A 15,900-nucleotide genomic window follows, 5' to 3' on the forward strand; every position below is an offset into this window, starting at 1 on the left:
CGATGGACCTGCTGCCCTGGGTTGTTGTGTTCGGAACCACCGGCGTGCTGTGCGTCGTGCTCGGGCTGGGTATTCGCGGCTTTCGCCGTACGCCGCGAGCGCGCGCTCGACGAGAGGTCACCTGGCAGAACACCGGAACGGCACTGCTGCGCCTCGATACCGCCATCGAAGAGAGCGACATCGAGCTTGGTCTTGCCGGGGCGATGTACGGCGGAACCGCGCCGCGAACGCTGGCTGCTGCCAGGGCACGCGCGGCGAACGCCCGCGACGACGCGTTCGCCCGGTATCAGTTGGCTCTGGAACGCAAAGACACGCACCCGGGTGCCGTCCGCGAGGCCCGGCATGTCGGTGACCTAGCCAACCGCGCGCTACTGAAGTTGGAATCTGCCCAGCTCGAACACCAAAAGTGGCTCACCGCAAACGCGGACGCGCCGACCGAGGTGGTCGCCGCGCGTGAACGTTTTGCCGCGCTGACGACCGGCATTGGGGACCCGAGCGCCTTGGAGCGCGATCTGTCGGCGCGGTTTGCCGATGACGAATGGGAGCCGGTGAAGTCGGCGAATCGCTCGCTGGCTGATGCCCTCGCCTCGGCCGACGGCGCATTGCAGCGTGCGGAGCGCAATGTGCACACGCCGGGCGCTTCGGTGATGGCCGATCTTGCCGCGGCCGAGCGTGCGCTGCGCGCGGCTGAGGCCGCATCGCTGGCCGCAGACGTTGCCCACAAGGCTGTTGTTGACGCGAGCCTCGCGGTTGCCCATGAACTCGCCAGCGTTCGTGCCGACATTGCCAAGGGCGTTGCGCTGCAACAGCACGTACCGGCGAATGCGGCGCAGCGCGTGGGTGAAGAGCTTGAACGAGCCCTGAACGCGGTGGAGGCGATTGAGCCTCGCGCCGGCGCCGAGCCAACAGCGGTGATCGCGGAAATCTCACGCATTCGCGATCGCCTCGACGTTGCGTTGGGCAACGCGCGCACCGCGCGGGATCGCATTGAGGGCGCACGCAACGCCCTGCCCGGAACCACCGCGACGGCCCGTCGCGCGATTGCGCACGCCGAGGCGATGGTGATGCAGTCATCCAGCGCCGACGCGCGCGTGCGGCTGACGGAAGCGACGGATGCCTTGGCGGCATCGCGCGCGGCGGATGACGCAGTCGCGGCGCTAGACGCCGTGCGGCGCGCCATCCGCCACGCGGAGGATGCCACGGCTCTCGCGCAGTTTGCGCGAGGTGCGGGTTCTTCTAATTAGAGAACGGTGATGTTCTCGGCCTGCAGGCCCTTGGGGCCCTGCGCTACGTCGAAGGCGACGCGCTGGTTGTCTTCCAGCGTGCGGTAGCCGGACGTCTGGATCGCCGAGTAGTGTGCGAAGACGTCAGCGCCGCCCTCGTCCGGGGAGATGAAGCCGAAGCCCTTCTCCGAGTTGAACCACTTGACGGTTCCGGTGGTGCTGCTCATTCTTTGCCGTTCGTTAGGGCCCCTCGATTGACGGGCCTGGTCTTGAGATTGTGTGACTAACCTAGTGGTTTCGCGACCGGGTGAAAATGGATTGTGACGAAGGTGACGTAATCGTTGCCTTGCCTTAATCTCGCAGAAATACGGGCCAATGGCGCCCTGGAACGTGTGCGACGCACCGGCCAACCGTCAACGACGCTGCTCAGCGCTGCCCGGAGAGCGCCTGAATGCACACTCCAAACCAGACCAGCGGCATCGCGCCGAGCACGATGAAAATACCCTGACCAATCTTGCGGGTTTGGTACGGGATGACAGTCGCGATGCCTGCCAGCGGCACAACCGCGAACGCAACAGTAATACCCATAAACAGTGCACTTGTCGGATACTGGCCAATGCTGCTGCCGCCAACGATTAACGTGCAGAGCACCACGATGACGACGCCAGCCAGAATTCCCCACCACATGCCGGGGCGGGTATCGACCACCGGAGGCGTCGGGGCGCCCCAGGGTCGGTACGGGTGGTAGCCACCAGGCGATGGCGAACCGTAAGCACCCGGGGGAGCCTGGCGATATTGGTCATGACCCGCAGGCCCCGGCGGCTGCGGCGAGGCCGGTTCTCCAGGCCCGGAACCCGGGGCTGAGCCGGGCGCGGAACCAGGGGCTGAGCCGGGCGCGGTGAATCCAGGCGCGCCCGCGGGGCTGCCCATTCCGGGCGGGAGGGGCGGAACGATGGGGCTCGCGTTTTCGTCGTCCGCCCGCGGTTCTTTCTCATCTGATGTCATGATGCGCCCCCAAGCCGTAGCAACCCGGGCGAGGGCCGCTGTGTTCGTCCGTCATCCAACAACCTCCACAACATTGGTTCCGCTCTTCTTTGGCGCACGCGCGACGAGTAGGCGCCCCCGACGGGCAAGCCAAATGAGCCGGGCGGCAAAGAGCGGAATGGTCACGAGTAGGAACATTTGCGGGCGCGTGAGGCCGGCAAATGCCACCTCGTTGGCCCGCACAAACTCTACGAAGAAGCGAAACACCGCGTACGCGCCGATGTAGACCGTAAGCATCTCCCCCGGCGCGAGACGCGAGTGGCGAAGCCAAAACCACAGGAGCACAAACATCACGAGGTGAAACGCGATCTCGTAGATGAACGAGGGGTGCAGGCTGGCGCCGGCGACGGAACCTGTGTACTCCGCTTGCTCAGGCGTGAGCACCACTCCCCAGCCGCCGCCGGTCGGCGCACCCGGATTCTCGGTAAGAAAGCACCCGATGCGCCCCAGTATGAGCGCCGCACAGACGGCCGGAGCAAAGTAGTCGCCGGTTCGTTCGCGATAGCCGACGATCTTTTTTGCAACATGAACCCCGAGCCATGCGCCGACCAGTCCACTCAGAATCGACGCGTTGCCGCGAATCATGTGCTCGGTGAAGGGGAGGTTCTGCGAGAAATCGAGGTGCTGCACCCAGGTTCCGAGGCGAGCCATGATGCTGCCACCAACGAGCGCACCGATCACAAGCCAGGGCATGCGCGGATCGCTCACCCTGCGCCGCCGCAACTCCCACCAGTACAACAGGCCCGCCACGGCGAGCCCCAGCATCACAAACGCGGAGTGCGTGTCGATGGCGGGGCCGAAGCCAAGCAGGGTGTCGGTGGTGGGGAACATGTCAGCCCAGCCAGCCTCTGACGACGGTGACGATGCCCCACACCCAAAACGGAATGGCAACCGCCGCCACCACCGCGAGCGCGATCAAGTAGGTGAGCACGAGGCGCGTATCGCCCAGCTTGCAGCGCGAGCGAAGCAGGCCAGCCGCGCGCGCTCTGCGATAGCCGCCAATCGCAATCAGCGAGAACACCAGTACCGCGATCGGCCCGGTGAGCGCGGCGATCGCCGCAATCGTCGCGAACACGCACAGCCGCAGCGGGTCAAACGGCAGCCCCACCGATTCGTCGTATTGCCGCGTGTGCCCCGCCTCAGTCATGTGCGCTCACCGCACCATCCGGAACCGTCACACGGCCGCCGCCGCCCAGGCCGCCACCAACACCCACGTCAGCACCCACAGCGCCACCACCGCCATCAGCGTCGCCACCGCGCACGCTGATTACCGGGCCAAGACCAACCGGCTGTGCGTTGCGGGCGGTCGCAGTGGAGATGCGTTGCCGTGACAGCGGCGCCCACGCCTGCACGGCACAAAACGGGGCACACTGATGGGCTGCGGTCTCGTCGTTGACCGTCGCGACGTGCACGCAGCACTGCGTGAGACGCTCTTCGATCATGGTGTTGATGTCCATAAAGGGCTTGACGGTGATGCGCAGAATGCGCTCGCCCAGCATCTTGCGCAACCGCTTGTGTTGCCCAGGCAGCACCGTCGTTGCCAACGCCGTCAAGGTTCCGATGCCGATATCGCAGTTGACGCAGATATCGCGCCAAATCGATGACATCGACGGGTGCGACAGGCTCGACTGCTCACTGAACAGATCAAGCAGCGAGTTTTTCACCGCCTCTTTCATCGACGCGTTGATGGAGCTGTCTGCGATGCGATTGGCGATCAGATCGGGCTCAAGGTCAAGAAACTGCTTGAGTTTGTCGTGCCCGATGAGCGAGGTCAACGACCGCCACTGGCCGGAGTCATCTTTCAAGAAGTAACCGACAGAACAACAGTGCGGGTGCGAACACGGCAGCGCCGTGAGGTCGCGCGACGTGATGGCACCGTCAGTCTGCGGTGCCAGCCGCGCGAGCACACCCGTGTGCGTCAGGCGATCATTGGCATCAATGCCGGAGTTGCGGCCGGAACCAAAGACCGGCTGAACGGTGACGCCTCCCACGTAGGGGGTGGCTTGAGCCACGCGAATGACCTCACCGATTTCGCCATCGTTGACGCCCTTCGCGGCGGTCATGGTGAGCGTCATGAAGACGCCTGCCGCGCTCAGCCGCTCGATCGCGCGCTCTTTGAAACGGCGGATATCAGCGCCGCGGTGAAACTTCGAAGCCTCAGCCGAGGTTCCGTCGTACTGCAGGTAGATCTCTACGCGTTCGCGGTGCTTCTTCAAGAACGCGACGAACTCGTCGTCGTTCGCGATGCGCAGACCGTTGGAGTTCAGCAGAATGCGCACCACCGGGCGCGCGGCCAACTGCTCAATGAGCTGTTCGAGCCATGGGTACAGTGTGGGCTCGCCGCCGGAGAGCATGAGCACGTCGATGCGATTGTTCTCCCGCGCGAGACGCGCATCGACGGAGGCCAGCACCTCGGCAAGCGGCGCGACGGCCGAGGCCGCAGGACCCGACTCGGCAAAGCACGTGGGGCAGCGCAGGTTGCAGTGGTCGGTGAGATCTTCAAGCAGAATGCAGGTGTGCTGCGTCTGCATTTCGGGCAGGCCATCAAGGTAGGCGCTCGGCACCGGCTTGAAGTTGCCGCGCACATCGGGCACGTGCACCTTGGTGGGGGCTGTCCACTCTTCGAGGTAGCTCAGGATTTCGGCGGACTCGTCGTAGAGGGTGCGAATCAACCCGTGCGTTTGGCAGCCACGCTCGAGGTACACCGTGTCACCCTCGACGGCCAACCAACCAGACAGCCGCGCCACCTGATCGAGCGATCGATCCGGCTCTTCTTCGTGGCACACCGGACAGAACGCGTTCACATATCGGTGCACGCGATAGTCGCGAAGCGGCTGGCCTGGCGAAGAATTCGTCATAGCCGCACGGTACCAGCGCGGCCGCATTCTCGGCAGAGAACACCGCCGAGCCTGGGGATAGGTTTTATTATCGCCCCGGGTGTGAAGACTCCGCGGCCGATGCCGCAGCGCCCCGCTGGGCAAGGCGGCGGGTGCGCCACGTGAGAAGCGCCGCAACGCCACCCAACACCACGATGGCAACGACAATCGCGACAATATCGGAGACCCCGGCCGTCGCCCGCATCGCGCTCGCTTCAATGGCGGCCTGATCGTCTGCACCCAAAATGCTGGGGAGCCCGGCCGTGCCCTGCGTCACCAGCAGCAGAATTCCCATGCCGATCATCAGCAGGCCGCCGACGATATTGGTCCACGCATTGCGCCAGCGCCCAATCACGAGCTCCCGCGGCTTCAGCACCGAGCGAATCGCCGGCACGCTCGTCCAGATCAGGGCGATCACCAGCAGAGGCAGCGTCATGCCAGCCGCGAAGATCGCCATGATGAGTCCGCCATACAGCGTGCTCGAACTGAGCGCCGCGACCGTCAGTGTGGCCCCTAGCAGGGGCCCGGCGCACACCCCGGCGATGCCGTAAACGGTGCCCAAGAGGTAGACAGACAGCGTCGTGGTTCCCTCCCCCGCCGCGCTGCGGCTCAAGAACGGCAGCCGAATGCCTGCCACCTGAATCAGACCAAAAACAATCACCAAAATCGACGCCCACAGCACAAACGCATTGCGATGCGTGCTGATGAAGACGCCAAGGGTGCCGGCAAGCACGCCAAGCGGAACCAGGGTGGTGATGAGTCCGAGATAGAAAACGCCAGTACGCCCCGCGATGCGGGTAGGCGAACCGAAGGCGTATGAAAAGAAGGCCGGCAGCAGCAGCACCGAGCACGGGCTCAGCAGCGTCAGTACGCCGCCAATAAAGGCGCCAGCGAAGCCGAGCTCCACTACTCCGCCTTGGCGAGTTCGAGCTGCTCGGTGAACACCTTGTGGAACGTCTCGATGGGCTGCGCGCCCGAGAAGTAGGTACCGCCGACAACGAAGAACGGAACCGCGGTCACGCCGAGCTGCTGGGCGTCTGCCGTCGAGGCGGCAACGGCTTCGGCGAGCGCGGGGTCATCAAGGTCGGCCGTGAACTGGGCGATATCGGGCACGCCCGCCTCTTCGGCGAACGCGATGAGCTTTTCGCGCGGCATATCGGGGTGGCCAGACTGGGGAGCTGCCGCGTAGAGCACCTCAAAGTACTCGGCAAACTTGCCCTGGTTGCCTGCGGCCCGAGCGGCGACGGCGGCAGCGGTTGAGTCATCGCCGAAGAACGAAACATCGCGCACCTCGTAGCGCACGAGGCCCTTATCCACGTACTCCTCCAACAGCACCGGCATGGTGTCGTTGGTGAACTTTGCGCAGAACGGGCAACGGTAGTCGGTCCATTCGATCACCGTCAGCGGGGCATCAATATCGCCATACGCCATCGGGTCGTTGGGGTCGGCGCGTGCGATCTGCTCGGCAAGAGGTGGGCGGTTGGGGTCAGCCTCAGGGGCGGCACCGTCGGTGGCGCCACCTGTTACACCCTCGGTGCTGCCTGCGCTCGGCCCCTTGCCCGCATCGGCATTCACCGCGGGGTTTTGTTGCGACAGCGGCTGGGCGATCGCGACGACGAGAAGAAAGGCTGCAGCCGCACCGAGAACGATGTTGAGGGTGCGCGAACGACGAAGCTTGCGAGTCAGCGTTTCGGTCTCGCTCGGGGTGTTGACGCTTTCGACGGCCTCGGCTGTTGAGGCATCGGCGGCGTCTGGCTGGGCTGCAGGAGTTTCGTTCGTCACCCCTCCAGGCTAGGCGGTCGCGGCTGAGCACATGCCCGAGATGCCGCCGCATGCCCGGATTGCGCGCAATCCCTGCCAAATTCACTGTTTCCCAAGCCCGCATCTGCCGCTACGGTCGAAGCAAGGTGTGCGCCTCACCCTCAGAAACGGGGCGGCACCGAGGGGGAAACATGACGACGACACCGGATCCGAGCCTGCCGCATCCAGAGCAACCGCCGCGCGTGGTTCCGAGCGCGGCCAGCGCCGAGCCGGTGCTGCCACCCCCGCCCACGCCGCCAGCGCCACCGACGACGACGGCCGCAGCCGGCTTTGAGCATGCACCGGCCCCCTCCCTGCCGCCAAGCTTCGCGACGCAGTCGGGGGTTTCGCCCGCCGGGCCGACACCGTCGGGCTACGCCCCGCACCCCGGCTTTGCGCAGCCGATACCGGCCAGCGCACTGGCCTTGGAGCTCAGAAAAATCGGAACCTCGTGGCAGGTACCTGCGATGGCCGTCGCCATCATGCTGCTCGTGGGTCTTGCCATGGGGGCATGTCTGCTGGCGATGCTTGACGACGCGACCGACTTCATCGCGCGCGGTGTGCCCTGGGTGCAGAAGCTCCTGCTGGGGTTCGGCATTGTTCTCGGCGGCGGCGTCAAGATGGAGGGCGCTGCGGCCCTCAGCGGCGGAGTTGGCGTCGCAAGCCTCGGAACCATCGCGGCGATGGGCATGGGGAGTTACCTCGTCGCGCGTCGCGTCGCGCAGCGAGAGTCGGGGCCGGCGGGTAGCGCTGGTGCCGTCTTGGTGCGCTCGCTCGTTGAGGCTCTGCCTGCGGCATTGATCGCCCTGTTTCTCGCGATTTTCGGTCGAGCCGGCAATACGGTGCTGCTGGTTTCGCCCGCGCTCGTCGGCGTGCTGTTCACGGTGTGGCTGACCGTAGCGCTGGCACTATTCTTTGCGCGCATGCGCTTTCGCGGCGTCTCCCGGTGGGGAGGGGCAAGCGCCCTGGTGCGCGAACCGGTCTGGTACGCCACCATCCTGGTCGGCGCGATGTCGATCGTCGTTCTGATCGCGTTTATCGTCGTCAGCATCAAAGACGGAACGCTCGTCGCCCTGCTGTGGTTGCCGTACGGGCTCAACGCGGCGGCGTACACCGCGGCGCTGGGGCAGTTCGGGCAACTCGCGGGCACGGGCATGACCTCCACCGGCATCGCGATGGCGTGGGACATCCTCGGCGGCTTCGCGATACTGCTCATTCTGGTGACGATGCTGGTGCTGCTGTATCTCGGCGTGTTCCTGGGCGCGAGGCGCGGCCGCGTGATGACCTTCGCGCCGCACCGCGTCTGGCAATTGCCGCTCGGCGTGCTGGTGTTGAGCATCGCCTTTACCTACACACTGGGTTCGGTCACGCTGGGTGGCATTGTCAGCGATGCGGTCACCAAGGTTGGCGGCGACGTATGGATCGGGTTGACCTTCGTGACTTCGCTCATCGTCGCGGTGTTCGCGCTGGCGGTTTCGCTACTCGCCGAGGTCATGCCGGGCATTGCGTACACGCTGAGCCCGAAGTTTTTCGCCTTTCTCGTTGGCCAGCGCGTCGCTCAGGCGTGGGTTGCCGGCGTGCCGATGGCGCCCGGTGGCGGCCCGGGCGGCGGGTACGCGGGTGGCGGGTATCAGCCACCCGGGCCGCCGCCGATCGGCTACCCGGTAGCGCAGGCCGGGTTCCCGCCAGCGCAGACCGGGTTCCCGCCAGCGCAGAATGGCTACCCGCAAGCGCCAACCGGCTACCCGACAGTGCCCTCCGGCCCCGGCCAAGCGCCCTCCGCTCCCGGCCACGCCCCCTACAGTTACGCGGCGCCGGCGGCCATGGCCGTTCCGCCGCCGCCGCGAGCGCCGATGTCTCGAAAGGCAAGGCGCGCGGTCATCGCATCCGTCGTGTCGGTGGGTGTCATCGGCGTGCTGGTGGGTGGCGCGGCGATCGCCCTCACCGTGATCAACGAGAATCGTGGCCCGGAGAGCGTGGTGCAGGAGTACCTCGACCATCTCGCTGCCGGCGACGCAGACGCCGCGAGCGCGATGGTTCCGCTGTCGTCTGGCGATGCCTCCGATCTGACCCGCAACGATGTTTATAACGCCGAGGGCGTCGAACACTTCACGGTCGGCGACATCACGAGCGAGGTCGATGGTGACAGCGGCGTCGTGACGGCCGAGCTCACGCTGGGCGGCGAATCGTACGAGGTCGATATTGCGGTCTCGACGGGTGAGAGCGAATTCGGGCTGCTGCGCACATGGGTGATCGATGATCCGCTGGTTTTCGATGCCGAAGTGTGGGCTACGGGGGCTGCCGACGTCGAGATTGCGGGCAGCGAACAGACCCTGAGCGAGCAGGAGTTCGGCTACTCAGCGACGTTCACGTTGTATCCGGGGATCTACCCGGTGACGCTGAATCCCGACAGCGAGTATCTCTCCGGCGACGAGGCGTCGCTCCTCGCCGCTCCGGGAGAGCCGATCTACGTCGATCTAGAGGCGTCGCTCAGCGATGAGACGAAAAACGAGGTTCTCGCGAAGGTGAAGGAATTTGTCGCCGCGTGTGCCGAGGTTCCGACGAATATGTCGCATGACTGCCCCGAAGACGTGAGAGACAAGAATCTCGACTCGCTCGAACTGACAACGCAGGTGTCGGAGCTGGCGTGGCTCGACGTGAGCGATCTGAGTTTTGAGACAGACAATGCGACCATCACGATCGTGGCGAATCCCACCACCGCAAAACCCAATCCCGAACCGCAGGAGATCGAGTTCGCCGTTGGTGGCACGTTCAGCCTCGACGGTGACGAGATCGAAATCGAAATCAGCTACATCTGGTGAACCTCAGCCAGAACGACGGAGGCACGATGGATCGCGCGAGTTTCTTTGCAGCCAAGCTGCAATGCGAGACAGACCCCAGCGATGTTCACGCCGCCCGCGCGGCGGGTGAAAACCTGGTCATAGTTGATGTGCGTTCGGCCGAAGCCTTCGCGCAGGGGCGGGTCGCCGGCGCCGTGCACATGCACTACAGCGAGATCGCGCGGCGTGCACCGAATGAGATCGCCCCCGACGCGCACGTTGTGGTTTATTGCTGGAGCCCCGGTTGCAATGCGGGCGCCAAGGGTGCGCTGGAATTTGCACGCCTCGGCTACCACGTGCGTGAAATGATCGGCGGCTTCGAATACTGGGTGCGTGAGGGATACCTGGTTGAAAATGCCGACGGCACGCACCATCGCCCCATTGATCCGCTCACCGGAATCCCCCGCATTCGCACGCACACCTGATGGCGGAACCATGTGGTTCCGCCATCACGAAATGACTAGGCGGAGGCCTGCGTGAGCGTTGCCACCTCGACGTCGGTGAGCTGCAGCGAGAACGACGCCACCAGCGCCTCCAACTGCTCGGTGGTTCGTGCCGACGCAATCGGTGCGGCAACGACGGGCTGAGCGCGCAGCCATGCCAAGCTCACGGCCGCGACCGGAACCCGGTGAGCTGCGGCAATGCCATCAAGCACGTCGAGCACAGCCACATCGCGCGGGTTCTCGAGGTGAGGAGTCACGCGGTTCAGTCGCTCAGACTGCACCGTCTTGCCCGGACGGTACTTGCCGGTCAAGAAGCCGGCTGCGAGCGCGAAATAGGGAACCTCGGCGATGCCGGCAGCGGCAATCACGGGCAGAGCGCCGTTTTCAATGTCTCGTGACACCAGGTTGTACTCGTCTTGTGAATAGCTGATCGGTGTGAGATTCGCACCGGCCGCGGTGCTCACGGCCGACGCAATGCGCTCGGGGCTGAACGCCGAGATACCAATCGTGCGCACCTTGCCTTCGCGTACCAGCTCGTCAAAGGCGGTCAGGTAGTCCAGCTGAGCGACGTCGGGGTCATCGCGGTGAGCGTAGTAAATGTCAACGAAGTCGGTTTGCAGTCGGCGCAGCGAATCTTCGAGCGCCGCGCGAAGATTGGCGGGGGCGAGGCCCGCGCGCTCGGGGTGCTGAAAGACTTTCGTGCCGATGACGATCTGCTCGCGCACGCCCGGACGGGCAGCCAGCCACTCGCCGATGATGGTCTCGCTCTCGCCACCGGTGTGTCCAGGAACCCACGCGCTGTAGACGTCGGCGGTGTCGATAGCGCGACCGCCGGCGGCAACAAACGCGTCGAGAACTGCAAAGCTGTCGTCACGATCGGCCGTCCAGCCGAACACGTTTCCGCCGAGAATCAGGGGGCCAACATCGAGAGTAGTCATGCGTCTTCCTTCCGTTTCTTCGAGCTTAGAGGCGGAACCAATGCATCGGGCCCGGCGCGTAGGCTGGCGTCATGGAACGCATTCATTCGACATCTGCGGCGGCCGGTTCGACACCCGAAATCGGCTTCTTGCTTGACGTCGATGGGCCGATCGCGAGCCCCATCACGCGCTCCATCGCGATCCCCAGCATTGTTGACGACCTGGTCGCGCTCACCGCAGCCGGGGTTCCGATCGCCTTCATCACGGGGCGCTCAGACGCCTTTATTGCCGAGCAGGTGATTGCCCCGCTCTGGGCCGCGGGGCTCGGTGAAGCGCTTCGGATGCCGGGGGCGCGCATGTTTGGCGTATTTGAAAAGGGCGGCGCATGGGCGCGGATCGACGCCGACGGCATGAGCGAGACGGTGGTGGACGAATCGGTGGCGTTCAGCCCCGAGGCGATCGGCGCGGTGCGTGAGCTCGTTGCCGCGCGCTTCGACGACACCATGTTCTTTGACGAGACGAAGCGCGCGATGATTTCCGTCGAGCAGCGCACCGATGTCACCGCCGCCGAGTACCACGCGCGCCAGCGGGCCTTTCAGCAGGAGGCGTTCGAACTTCTCGCCGACCTCGGCATTGGGCTCACCTATGGCGAGCAGTCACACCCCGATGCGGCGGGGGCGGCACCGTATCGCGTGGATCCTACGATCATCTCCACCGATATCGAGTCGGTACTGCTCGACAAAGACCGCGGCGCCGAGCGCGCGATCGAGTACTTCGCTGCGCTCGGCGATCTGCCCGCCTCGTGGCGAAGCGTTGGCGACTCGCGCAGCGACTACAAGATGGCCGACTACGTGCACGGCGCTGGAATGAGCGTCGCGCACGTCGACGTGCGCCCAGCCGACGGCATGCTGGAGCGCCCCTACCCCGTGCTCACCGTCGACGACCTCATTCACGATGAGGCCGGCGCCCGCCTTCTCTCGCACTGGCGCACCGCCATCGGCGCATAACGCCCCCTCGTTCCGCCCGCGCCGTTCACTTTTGGCGGCGTTGTTACCGAAGCGGAGTGTTCACCGAGAGGTCAGGCGCACGATATGGCGTTGTCGCCCTCGCACCATAGAATGAGAAGGATGTCGCGAGGCGGGACGCTCGCGATTTGAGGGGAACAGACTTGTGCGCCGTGCGCACACCCCTGGATAAGAGGTTCCACTTACACCAGGAGAATATTATGAAGCGCAAACTGATGGCACTGGGTGCAGTCGCAGCTCTCTCGTTGAGCCTTGCAGCCTGCTCGGGCGGCGGCGTTGGTGGCGGCGAGGAAGCAAAGGTCGCTGACCGCTTCACGCAGTTCTTCGACGGCCTGATCGCGGGCGACGGCGAGGCAACGTGCGATGTCATGCTCGTTGACGCAACCACCCCGATGAAGGACGACGCGACGACGTACGACCTGTGCGTTTCGACCTACGAGGGCCTCGGCGACACCATGAAGGAAGCCATGAAGGACTCGGGCGTCGAGAAGATCGAGGTCACCAAGGTCGAGATCGACGGCGACACCGCAACGGTCACCGCAAAGGGTGCTGGAGCACTCGGTGGCGAAGAGTCGCTCACCATGACCAAGGTCGATGGCGACTGGTACCTCAGCCAGGACTCGTTCGCAGGCTAATTCTTATCAAAGGGGGGCGGCTTCCAACGCGGAAGCCGCCCCCCTTTGCCGTTCCTGCGGCGATGTACGCTGCCCCGTGGTTCCGCATGCCGTGGTTCCGTCCGGGTTCCGGCAACTCCATGCGCGCACATAGCCGGGCGTGTTATCAAGGAATCATGATCAAAAAGCTGCTGACCGTGAGCACCATCGCCGCCCTAGCGCTGGGTTTGGCCGGCTGCAGCGGAACCAGCGAAGAGGACGCGGTCACGCAGACTGCCGAGACCTTCATGAACGCCATGATCGCCGGTGACGGCGAAACGGTGTGCGGGTTGAGCCTGCGCGAAGGCGAGGTCGTCACCTCGTCCGACCCGGATTGGGCGGGGTGCGTTGAATCGATCGCGATTCTGAGCGAGGCGCTCGCCCCCCAGCTGGAGGCCGAGGGCATCACCGAAGTCACCATCGACAAAGCAACGGTCACCGGCGACACCGCCACGATCAAGCTGGAAGACATCAATGGCGACATCTTCCACGGCCAAACCAGCGTCTTTGCACTGCGTAAGATTGACGGAAAGTGGTACATGGACTCGCCCAGCTAGATGTCCGTGAGAAAGTGACGTGACATGCCTGCGGCAGCAGACCTTCCCCCCTACCAGCGCAATGCTCTCGCGCCGAGCCTGCTCGTCGCGGCGTACCTTTTCGTCTCGCCGCTGCTGGTCTCGGGCGAATGGCCGTTGGTCACGCGCTTCGTGGTCACGATCTTCGCCGTTATCGTCGGCTGGTACGCGATTCAGGGCCGGCAGTGGTGGTGGTTGCCGATTCTCGCCGCCATCGCGGTGATCTGGAATCCCGCATATCCGCTGCAACTGGGCGAGGCGTTCTTCACTGTCGCGGCACCCATCGCCGCCGTCACCTTCTTGGTCGCGGGCGTGCTTATCAAGACGCCGCGGACTGCCGCAAGCTGAGGCCGCACTGATCTAGACCCAGCAGGGGAAGCACCTCATCGACGTGAGGGGGGATCGTGATCAAGTGCAGTTTCCCCTGCTGGGCCTCGTGCTCCAGGCTCAGGGGCTTCAGCACATCGTGCTATCACGCGCACGAATGCAGAAACTGCTCCCCCTCGCCCTTCACCGTGACTGACGTCACCATGAAGGAGCGGCGACTCCGCGTGGGCCAAGGCTCACATGGTTCCGCTCTCTCAAGTTACGGAACGCACGCGGCAGTGTCAACACGCATCCCGCGCATTGCGGCGTGTATGTGCGCGTATTACGGCTTGCGCGTCAGACGCACGATGACAGCGAGCAGCGCAAGAAGGATCACGCCACCGATCACGAGCGCCCAAATCACCATCGGTGACAGGCCCGGCATCTCGTCAGTGGCGCCGGTGGGCTCAGCCGTTGCATCGGCGGACGCGGTGGCTTGCGGCGCGGGAGTTGCGGCGGGCGTTGCGCTCGGAGTTGCGGACGGCGTCTCGGTGGCCGCCGCGCCCTGCGTCACCGTAAAGCTCACGATCTCGGCCGACGAGGTCGAGATGGCGTGCCCGTCGCTGGAGACGACGCGCCAGTTCACCGAATAGGTGCCCGCCGGCATATCGTCGCGCAACGGAACCACGAGGCTCGCGCCGTCGACAACGGCTGCACCAGCCGACCAATCGGTTTCACCAGCCTGCGATGCCGCAACCGGATCCGCGCTCGCGAACACCTGCGCCTCCGCGCCATCAGTCATCAGGTCGGCGGTAAACGTCAGCGTGATCTGAGTCGGCGCAACCTCGACGCTCGCACCCGTCGCCGGGTCGGAACCATCCAGCGCATCGTGCGCGGAAGCGGGAGCTGCGAGACCGACCGTTGCCAGCAGCGCAACGGCTGTACCCACCAAAACCAAGCGAAGACGCGACGAAACAGACATGGTTCCATTATCCCGCGCACCCCCTGAGAGAACCCGATGCTGTGTAGCGTTGACGGTGTACCCGATGACGTTTGACGGTGTACCCGATGAATTGGAGCGACATGGCTGACATCACCGACTTTCACCTCGACGAGGACCAAGACCCGGTGGCGCTGGTTCTGTTGCCAACCGGGCAGAGCGTTTCGTTGCGCTGGGTTGATGAAGACGACAACCTCACCACCGACGAGGCGCGTCTGCGCGAACTCGCCGATGACGCGCTCGATGGGCTCAGCGGCGAAAAGCTCGAATCGATCGAAGAAGACGTCGTGCGGGAGCTGACCGAGTCGGCCTTCGAACAGTCCGAGCGCGACGTCGAAGAAGAGGACTACCGCAAGCTCGCCGGCGACATGGAACTCACCGGTGTCACCGTCTTCACCGACGGCGTCGTCACCCTCGAATACGCGGCCGAGAACAACTACCCCGACCTCGTCATCTACGTGCAGCTCGACCCCGACTTCGCCGTCGAAGACCTCCTCGTCGAGTAGCTTGTGGGGTTACGTCGCATGCCCGCATGTGACACCCTCAAGGCATGGGAGAACTCGCACTACACGTGGTCGTTGCCGCCCACCGCGACGAGCTCTGGCAAGACTTTGTCGACATGTCTTTATTTGCGCAGTGGTGGTGGCCGTTTGCTGACACCACCTACGTCGCCGACGTGCGCGAGGGCGGAACCTACCGATTCGCCTCCGAGAGCGCCGGCATTGGCGTGCATGGCAGCTACCTGAGCGTCATTGACACCCACCGCCTCGACTTCAGTTGGCAATGGGAAGACGACGACCCCGTGGTTCCGCGCCCCGCGCCCAGCACCGTGCGCATCGCCTTCACCGACGCCGATGACGCAACCACGTCCGTTGAGATCGTGCACGAGGCGGCAAGCGACGAACTCGAGAGCCTGCGTCAGGGCTGGGAGCACTGCTTACAACGCCTCGTCGCGCGCTACGTGTGACTCAGCGCGCAGCGGCTACGTGTGGCTCAGCGCGCAGCGACGCCGGCCGCTCGCTGCCGTCAGGCAACAAAAAAGGGCCACCCGCAATGGGTGGCCCTTCTCTCTGGGTGTAAATGCAAAATGGCCACCCAGCGTTGGGTGGCCATTTTGACTTTAAAAGGAGTCCGGCGGTGTCCTACTCTCCCACAGGGTCCCCCCTGCAGTACCATCGGCGCTGAGAGGCTTAGCTTC

The 15,900-nt window shown here is 64.7% G+C and carries 18 protein-coding genes and 1 rRNA gene; 9 read left to right on the top strand and 10 right to left on the bottom strand.

The features are described from left to right. Positions 1-2: 2 nt before the first annotated feature. Positions 3-1,244, top strand: a complete 1,242-nt coding sequence (locus FVP60_RS12785; RefSeq protein WP_147826680.1) for a hypothetical protein — start codon at positions 3-5, stop codon at positions 1,242-1,244. Here FVP60_RS12785 and FVP60_RS12790 read toward each other — a convergent pair. The 7 genes from FVP60_RS12790 to FVP60_RS13295 all read right to left on the bottom strand — a co-directional run bounded on the left by FVP60_RS12790 (position 1,241) and on the right by FVP60_RS13295 (position 6,925). Continuing rightward, positions 1,241-1,450, bottom strand: coding sequence for a cold-shock protein (locus FVP60_RS12790; protein ID WP_147826681.1), 210 nt, complete (start codon positions 1,448-1,450; stop codon positions 1,241-1,243). The genes FVP60_RS12785 and FVP60_RS12790 overlap by 4 nt on opposite strands. A 199-nt stretch (positions 1,451-1,649) precedes the next feature. Continuing rightward, positions 1,650-2,228, bottom strand: a complete 579-nt coding sequence (locus FVP60_RS12795) for a hypothetical protein (RefSeq protein ID WP_147826682.1) — start codon at positions 2,226-2,228, stop codon at positions 1,650-1,652. 51 nt (positions 2,229-2,279) lie between these two features. Next, positions 2,280-3,098: a prolipoprotein diacylglyceryl transferase gene (locus FVP60_RS12800; RefSeq protein ID WP_147826683.1), complete on the bottom strand. Its 819-nt coding sequence runs from the start codon at positions 3,096-3,098 to the stop codon at positions 2,280-2,282. A 1-nt stretch (position 3,099) separates the two neighbouring features. Beyond that, complete coding sequence (locus tag FVP60_RS12805; protein ID WP_147826684.1) at positions 3,100-3,414, bottom strand: hypothetical protein; 315 nt, start codon at positions 3,412-3,414, stop codon at positions 3,100-3,102. Beyond that, positions 3,407-5,125: a radical SAM protein gene (locus FVP60_RS12810; protein WP_246132618.1), complete on the bottom strand. Its 1,719-nt coding sequence runs from the start codon at positions 5,123-5,125 to the stop codon at positions 3,407-3,409. The genes FVP60_RS12805 and FVP60_RS12810 overlap by 8 nt, the downstream gene beginning before the upstream one ends. A 67-nt stretch (positions 5,126-5,192) precedes the next feature. Beyond that, the gene (locus tag FVP60_RS12815; RefSeq protein WP_147826686.1) at positions 5,193-6,050 is read right to left on the bottom strand and encodes a cytochrome c biogenesis CcdA family protein; all 858 of its coding nucleotides are present in this window, start codon (positions 6,048-6,050) and stop codon (positions 5,193-5,195) included. Continuing rightward, complete coding sequence (locus tag FVP60_RS13295) at positions 6,050-6,925, bottom strand: DsbA family protein (RefSeq protein ID WP_147826687.1); 876 nt, start codon at positions 6,923-6,925, stop codon at positions 6,050-6,052. Before FVP60_RS13295 ends, FVP60_RS12815 begins: the two co-directional genes overlap by 1 nt. 170 nt (positions 6,926-7,095) lie before the next feature. Between FVP60_RS13295 and FVP60_RS12825 the strand changes: the two genes are divergently transcribed. Both FVP60_RS12825 and FVP60_RS12830 read left to right on the top strand, forming a co-directional pair. Further along, positions 7,096-9,765: a hypothetical protein gene (locus FVP60_RS12825; RefSeq protein WP_147826688.1), complete on the top strand. Its 2,670-nt coding sequence runs from the start codon at positions 7,096-7,098 to the stop codon at positions 9,763-9,765. A 26-nt stretch (positions 9,766-9,791) separates the two neighbouring features. Further along, a complete protein-coding gene (locus FVP60_RS12830) occupies positions 9,792-10,208 on the top strand; it encodes a rhodanese-like domain-containing protein (protein WP_147826689.1) in 417 nt (138 codons plus the stop codon). Positions 10,209-10,243: 35 nt separating this feature from the next. Here FVP60_RS12830 and FVP60_RS12835 read toward each other — a convergent pair whose 3' ends face one another. Next, positions 10,244-11,164 carry an aldo/keto reductase gene (locus tag FVP60_RS12835; protein ID WP_147826690.1) on the bottom strand — a complete coding sequence of 307 codons (921 nt, stop codon included), beginning with the start codon at positions 11,162-11,164 and terminating at the stop codon, positions 10,244-10,246. A 71-nt stretch (positions 11,165-11,235) separates the two neighbouring features. Between FVP60_RS12835 and FVP60_RS12840 the strand changes: the two genes are divergently transcribed. The 4 genes from FVP60_RS12840 to FVP60_RS12855 all read left to right on the top strand — a co-directional run bounded on the left by FVP60_RS12840 (position 11,236) and on the right by FVP60_RS12855 (position 13,744). Next, positions 11,236-12,150 (top strand): hypothetical protein, encoded by a 915-nt coding sequence (locus FVP60_RS12840; RefSeq protein WP_147826691.1) that lies wholly within the window; start codon positions 11,236-11,238, stop codon positions 12,148-12,150. Between the two features lie 218 nt (positions 12,151-12,368). Next, complete coding sequence (locus FVP60_RS12845; protein ID WP_147826692.1) at positions 12,369-12,803, top strand: nuclear transport factor 2 family protein; 435 nt, start codon at positions 12,369-12,371, stop codon at positions 12,801-12,803. A 155-nt stretch (positions 12,804-12,958) separates the two neighbouring features. Next, positions 12,959-13,378, top strand: a complete 420-nt coding sequence (locus tag FVP60_RS12850) for a nuclear transport factor 2 family protein (RefSeq protein WP_147826693.1) — start codon at positions 12,959-12,961, stop codon at positions 13,376-13,378. Between the two features lie 24 nt (positions 13,379-13,402). Continuing rightward, positions 13,403-13,744 (top strand): DUF6804 family protein, encoded by a 342-nt coding sequence (locus tag FVP60_RS12855; protein WP_147826694.1) that lies wholly within the window; start codon positions 13,403-13,405, stop codon positions 13,742-13,744. A 301-nt stretch (positions 13,745-14,045) separates the two neighbouring features. Here FVP60_RS12855 and FVP60_RS12860 read toward each other — a convergent pair whose 3' ends face one another. Continuing rightward, entirely contained in the window at positions 14,046-14,684 is a 639-nt protein-coding gene (locus FVP60_RS12860) for a copper resistance CopC family protein (RefSeq protein WP_147826695.1), read from the bottom strand. A gap of 101 nt (positions 14,685-14,785) precedes the next feature. Here FVP60_RS12860 and FVP60_RS12865 point away from each other — a divergent pair, with 101 nt between their 5' ends. Continuing rightward, positions 14,786-15,208: a hypothetical protein gene (locus tag FVP60_RS12865; RefSeq protein ID WP_147826696.1), complete on the top strand. Its 423-nt coding sequence runs from the start codon at positions 14,786-14,788 to the stop codon at positions 15,206-15,208. Positions 15,209-15,252: 44 nt separating this feature from the next. Continuing rightward, a complete protein-coding gene (locus FVP60_RS12870; RefSeq protein WP_147826697.1) occupies positions 15,253-15,669 on the top strand; it encodes an SRPBCC family protein in 417 nt (138 codons plus the stop codon). A 162-nt stretch (positions 15,670-15,831) separates the two neighbouring features. Here the strand turns inward: FVP60_RS12870 and rrf are convergent. Further along, positions 15,832-15,900: ribosomal RNA gene (rrf, locus tag FVP60_RS13380) — 5S ribosomal RNA — on the bottom strand; the annotation flags it as partial.

This window comes from Microbacterium mitrae (assembly GCF_008017445.1).
Classification (GTDB): Bacteria; Actinomycetota; Actinomycetes; order Actinomycetales; family Microbacteriaceae; genus Microbacterium; species Microbacterium mitrae.

Coding starts and splice junctions, on each gene's coding strand:
- FVP60_RS12785 (WP_147826680.1), top strand. CDS start 3: ATGGACCTGCTGCCCTGGGTTGTTGTGTTCGGAACCACCGGCGTGCTG.
- FVP60_RS12790 (WP_147826681.1), bottom strand. CDS start 1,450: ATGAGCAGCACCACCGGAACCGTCAAGTGGTTCAACTCGGAGAAGGGC.
- FVP60_RS12795 (WP_147826682.1), bottom strand. CDS start 2,228: ATGACATCAGATGAGAAAGAACCGCGGGCGGACGACGAAAACGCGAGC.
- FVP60_RS12800 (WP_147826683.1), bottom strand. CDS start 3,098: ATGTTCCCCACCACCGACACCCTGCTTGGCTTCGGCCCCGCCATCGAC.
- FVP60_RS12805 (WP_147826684.1), bottom strand. CDS start 3,414: ATGACTGAGGCGGGGCACACGCGGCAATACGACGAATCGGTGGGGCTG.
- FVP60_RS12810 (WP_246132618.1), bottom strand. CDS start 5,125: ATGACGAATTCTTCGCCAGGCCAGCCGCTTCGCGACTATCGCGTGCAC.
- FVP60_RS12825 (WP_147826688.1), top strand. CDS start 7,096: ATGACGACGACACCGGATCCGAGCCTGCCGCATCCAGAGCAACCGCCG.
- FVP60_RS12830 (WP_147826689.1), top strand. CDS start 9,792: ATGGATCGCGCGAGTTTCTTTGCAGCCAAGCTGCAATGCGAGACAGAC.
- FVP60_RS12835 (WP_147826690.1), bottom strand. CDS start 11,164: ATGACTACTCTCGATGTTGGCCCCCTGATTCTCGGCGGAAACGTGTTC.
- FVP60_RS12840 (WP_147826691.1), top strand. CDS start 11,236: ATGGAACGCATTCATTCGACATCTGCGGCGGCCGGTTCGACACCCGAA.
- FVP60_RS12845 (WP_147826692.1), top strand. CDS start 12,369: ATGAAGCGCAAACTGATGGCACTGGGTGCAGTCGCAGCTCTCTCGTTG.
- FVP60_RS12850 (WP_147826693.1), top strand. CDS start 12,959: ATGATCAAAAAGCTGCTGACCGTGAGCACCATCGCCGCCCTAGCGCTG.
- FVP60_RS12855 (WP_147826694.1), top strand. CDS start 13,403: ATGCCTGCGGCAGCAGACCTTCCCCCCTACCAGCGCAATGCTCTCGCG.
- FVP60_RS12860 (WP_147826695.1), bottom strand. CDS start 14,684: ATGTCTGTTTCGTCGCGTCTTCGCTTGGTTTTGGTGGGTACAGCCGTT.
- FVP60_RS12865 (WP_147826696.1), top strand. CDS start 14,786: ATGGCTGACATCACCGACTTTCACCTCGACGAGGACCAAGACCCGGTG.
- FVP60_RS12870 (WP_147826697.1), top strand. CDS start 15,253: ATGGGAGAACTCGCACTACACGTGGTCGTTGCCGCCCACCGCGACGAG.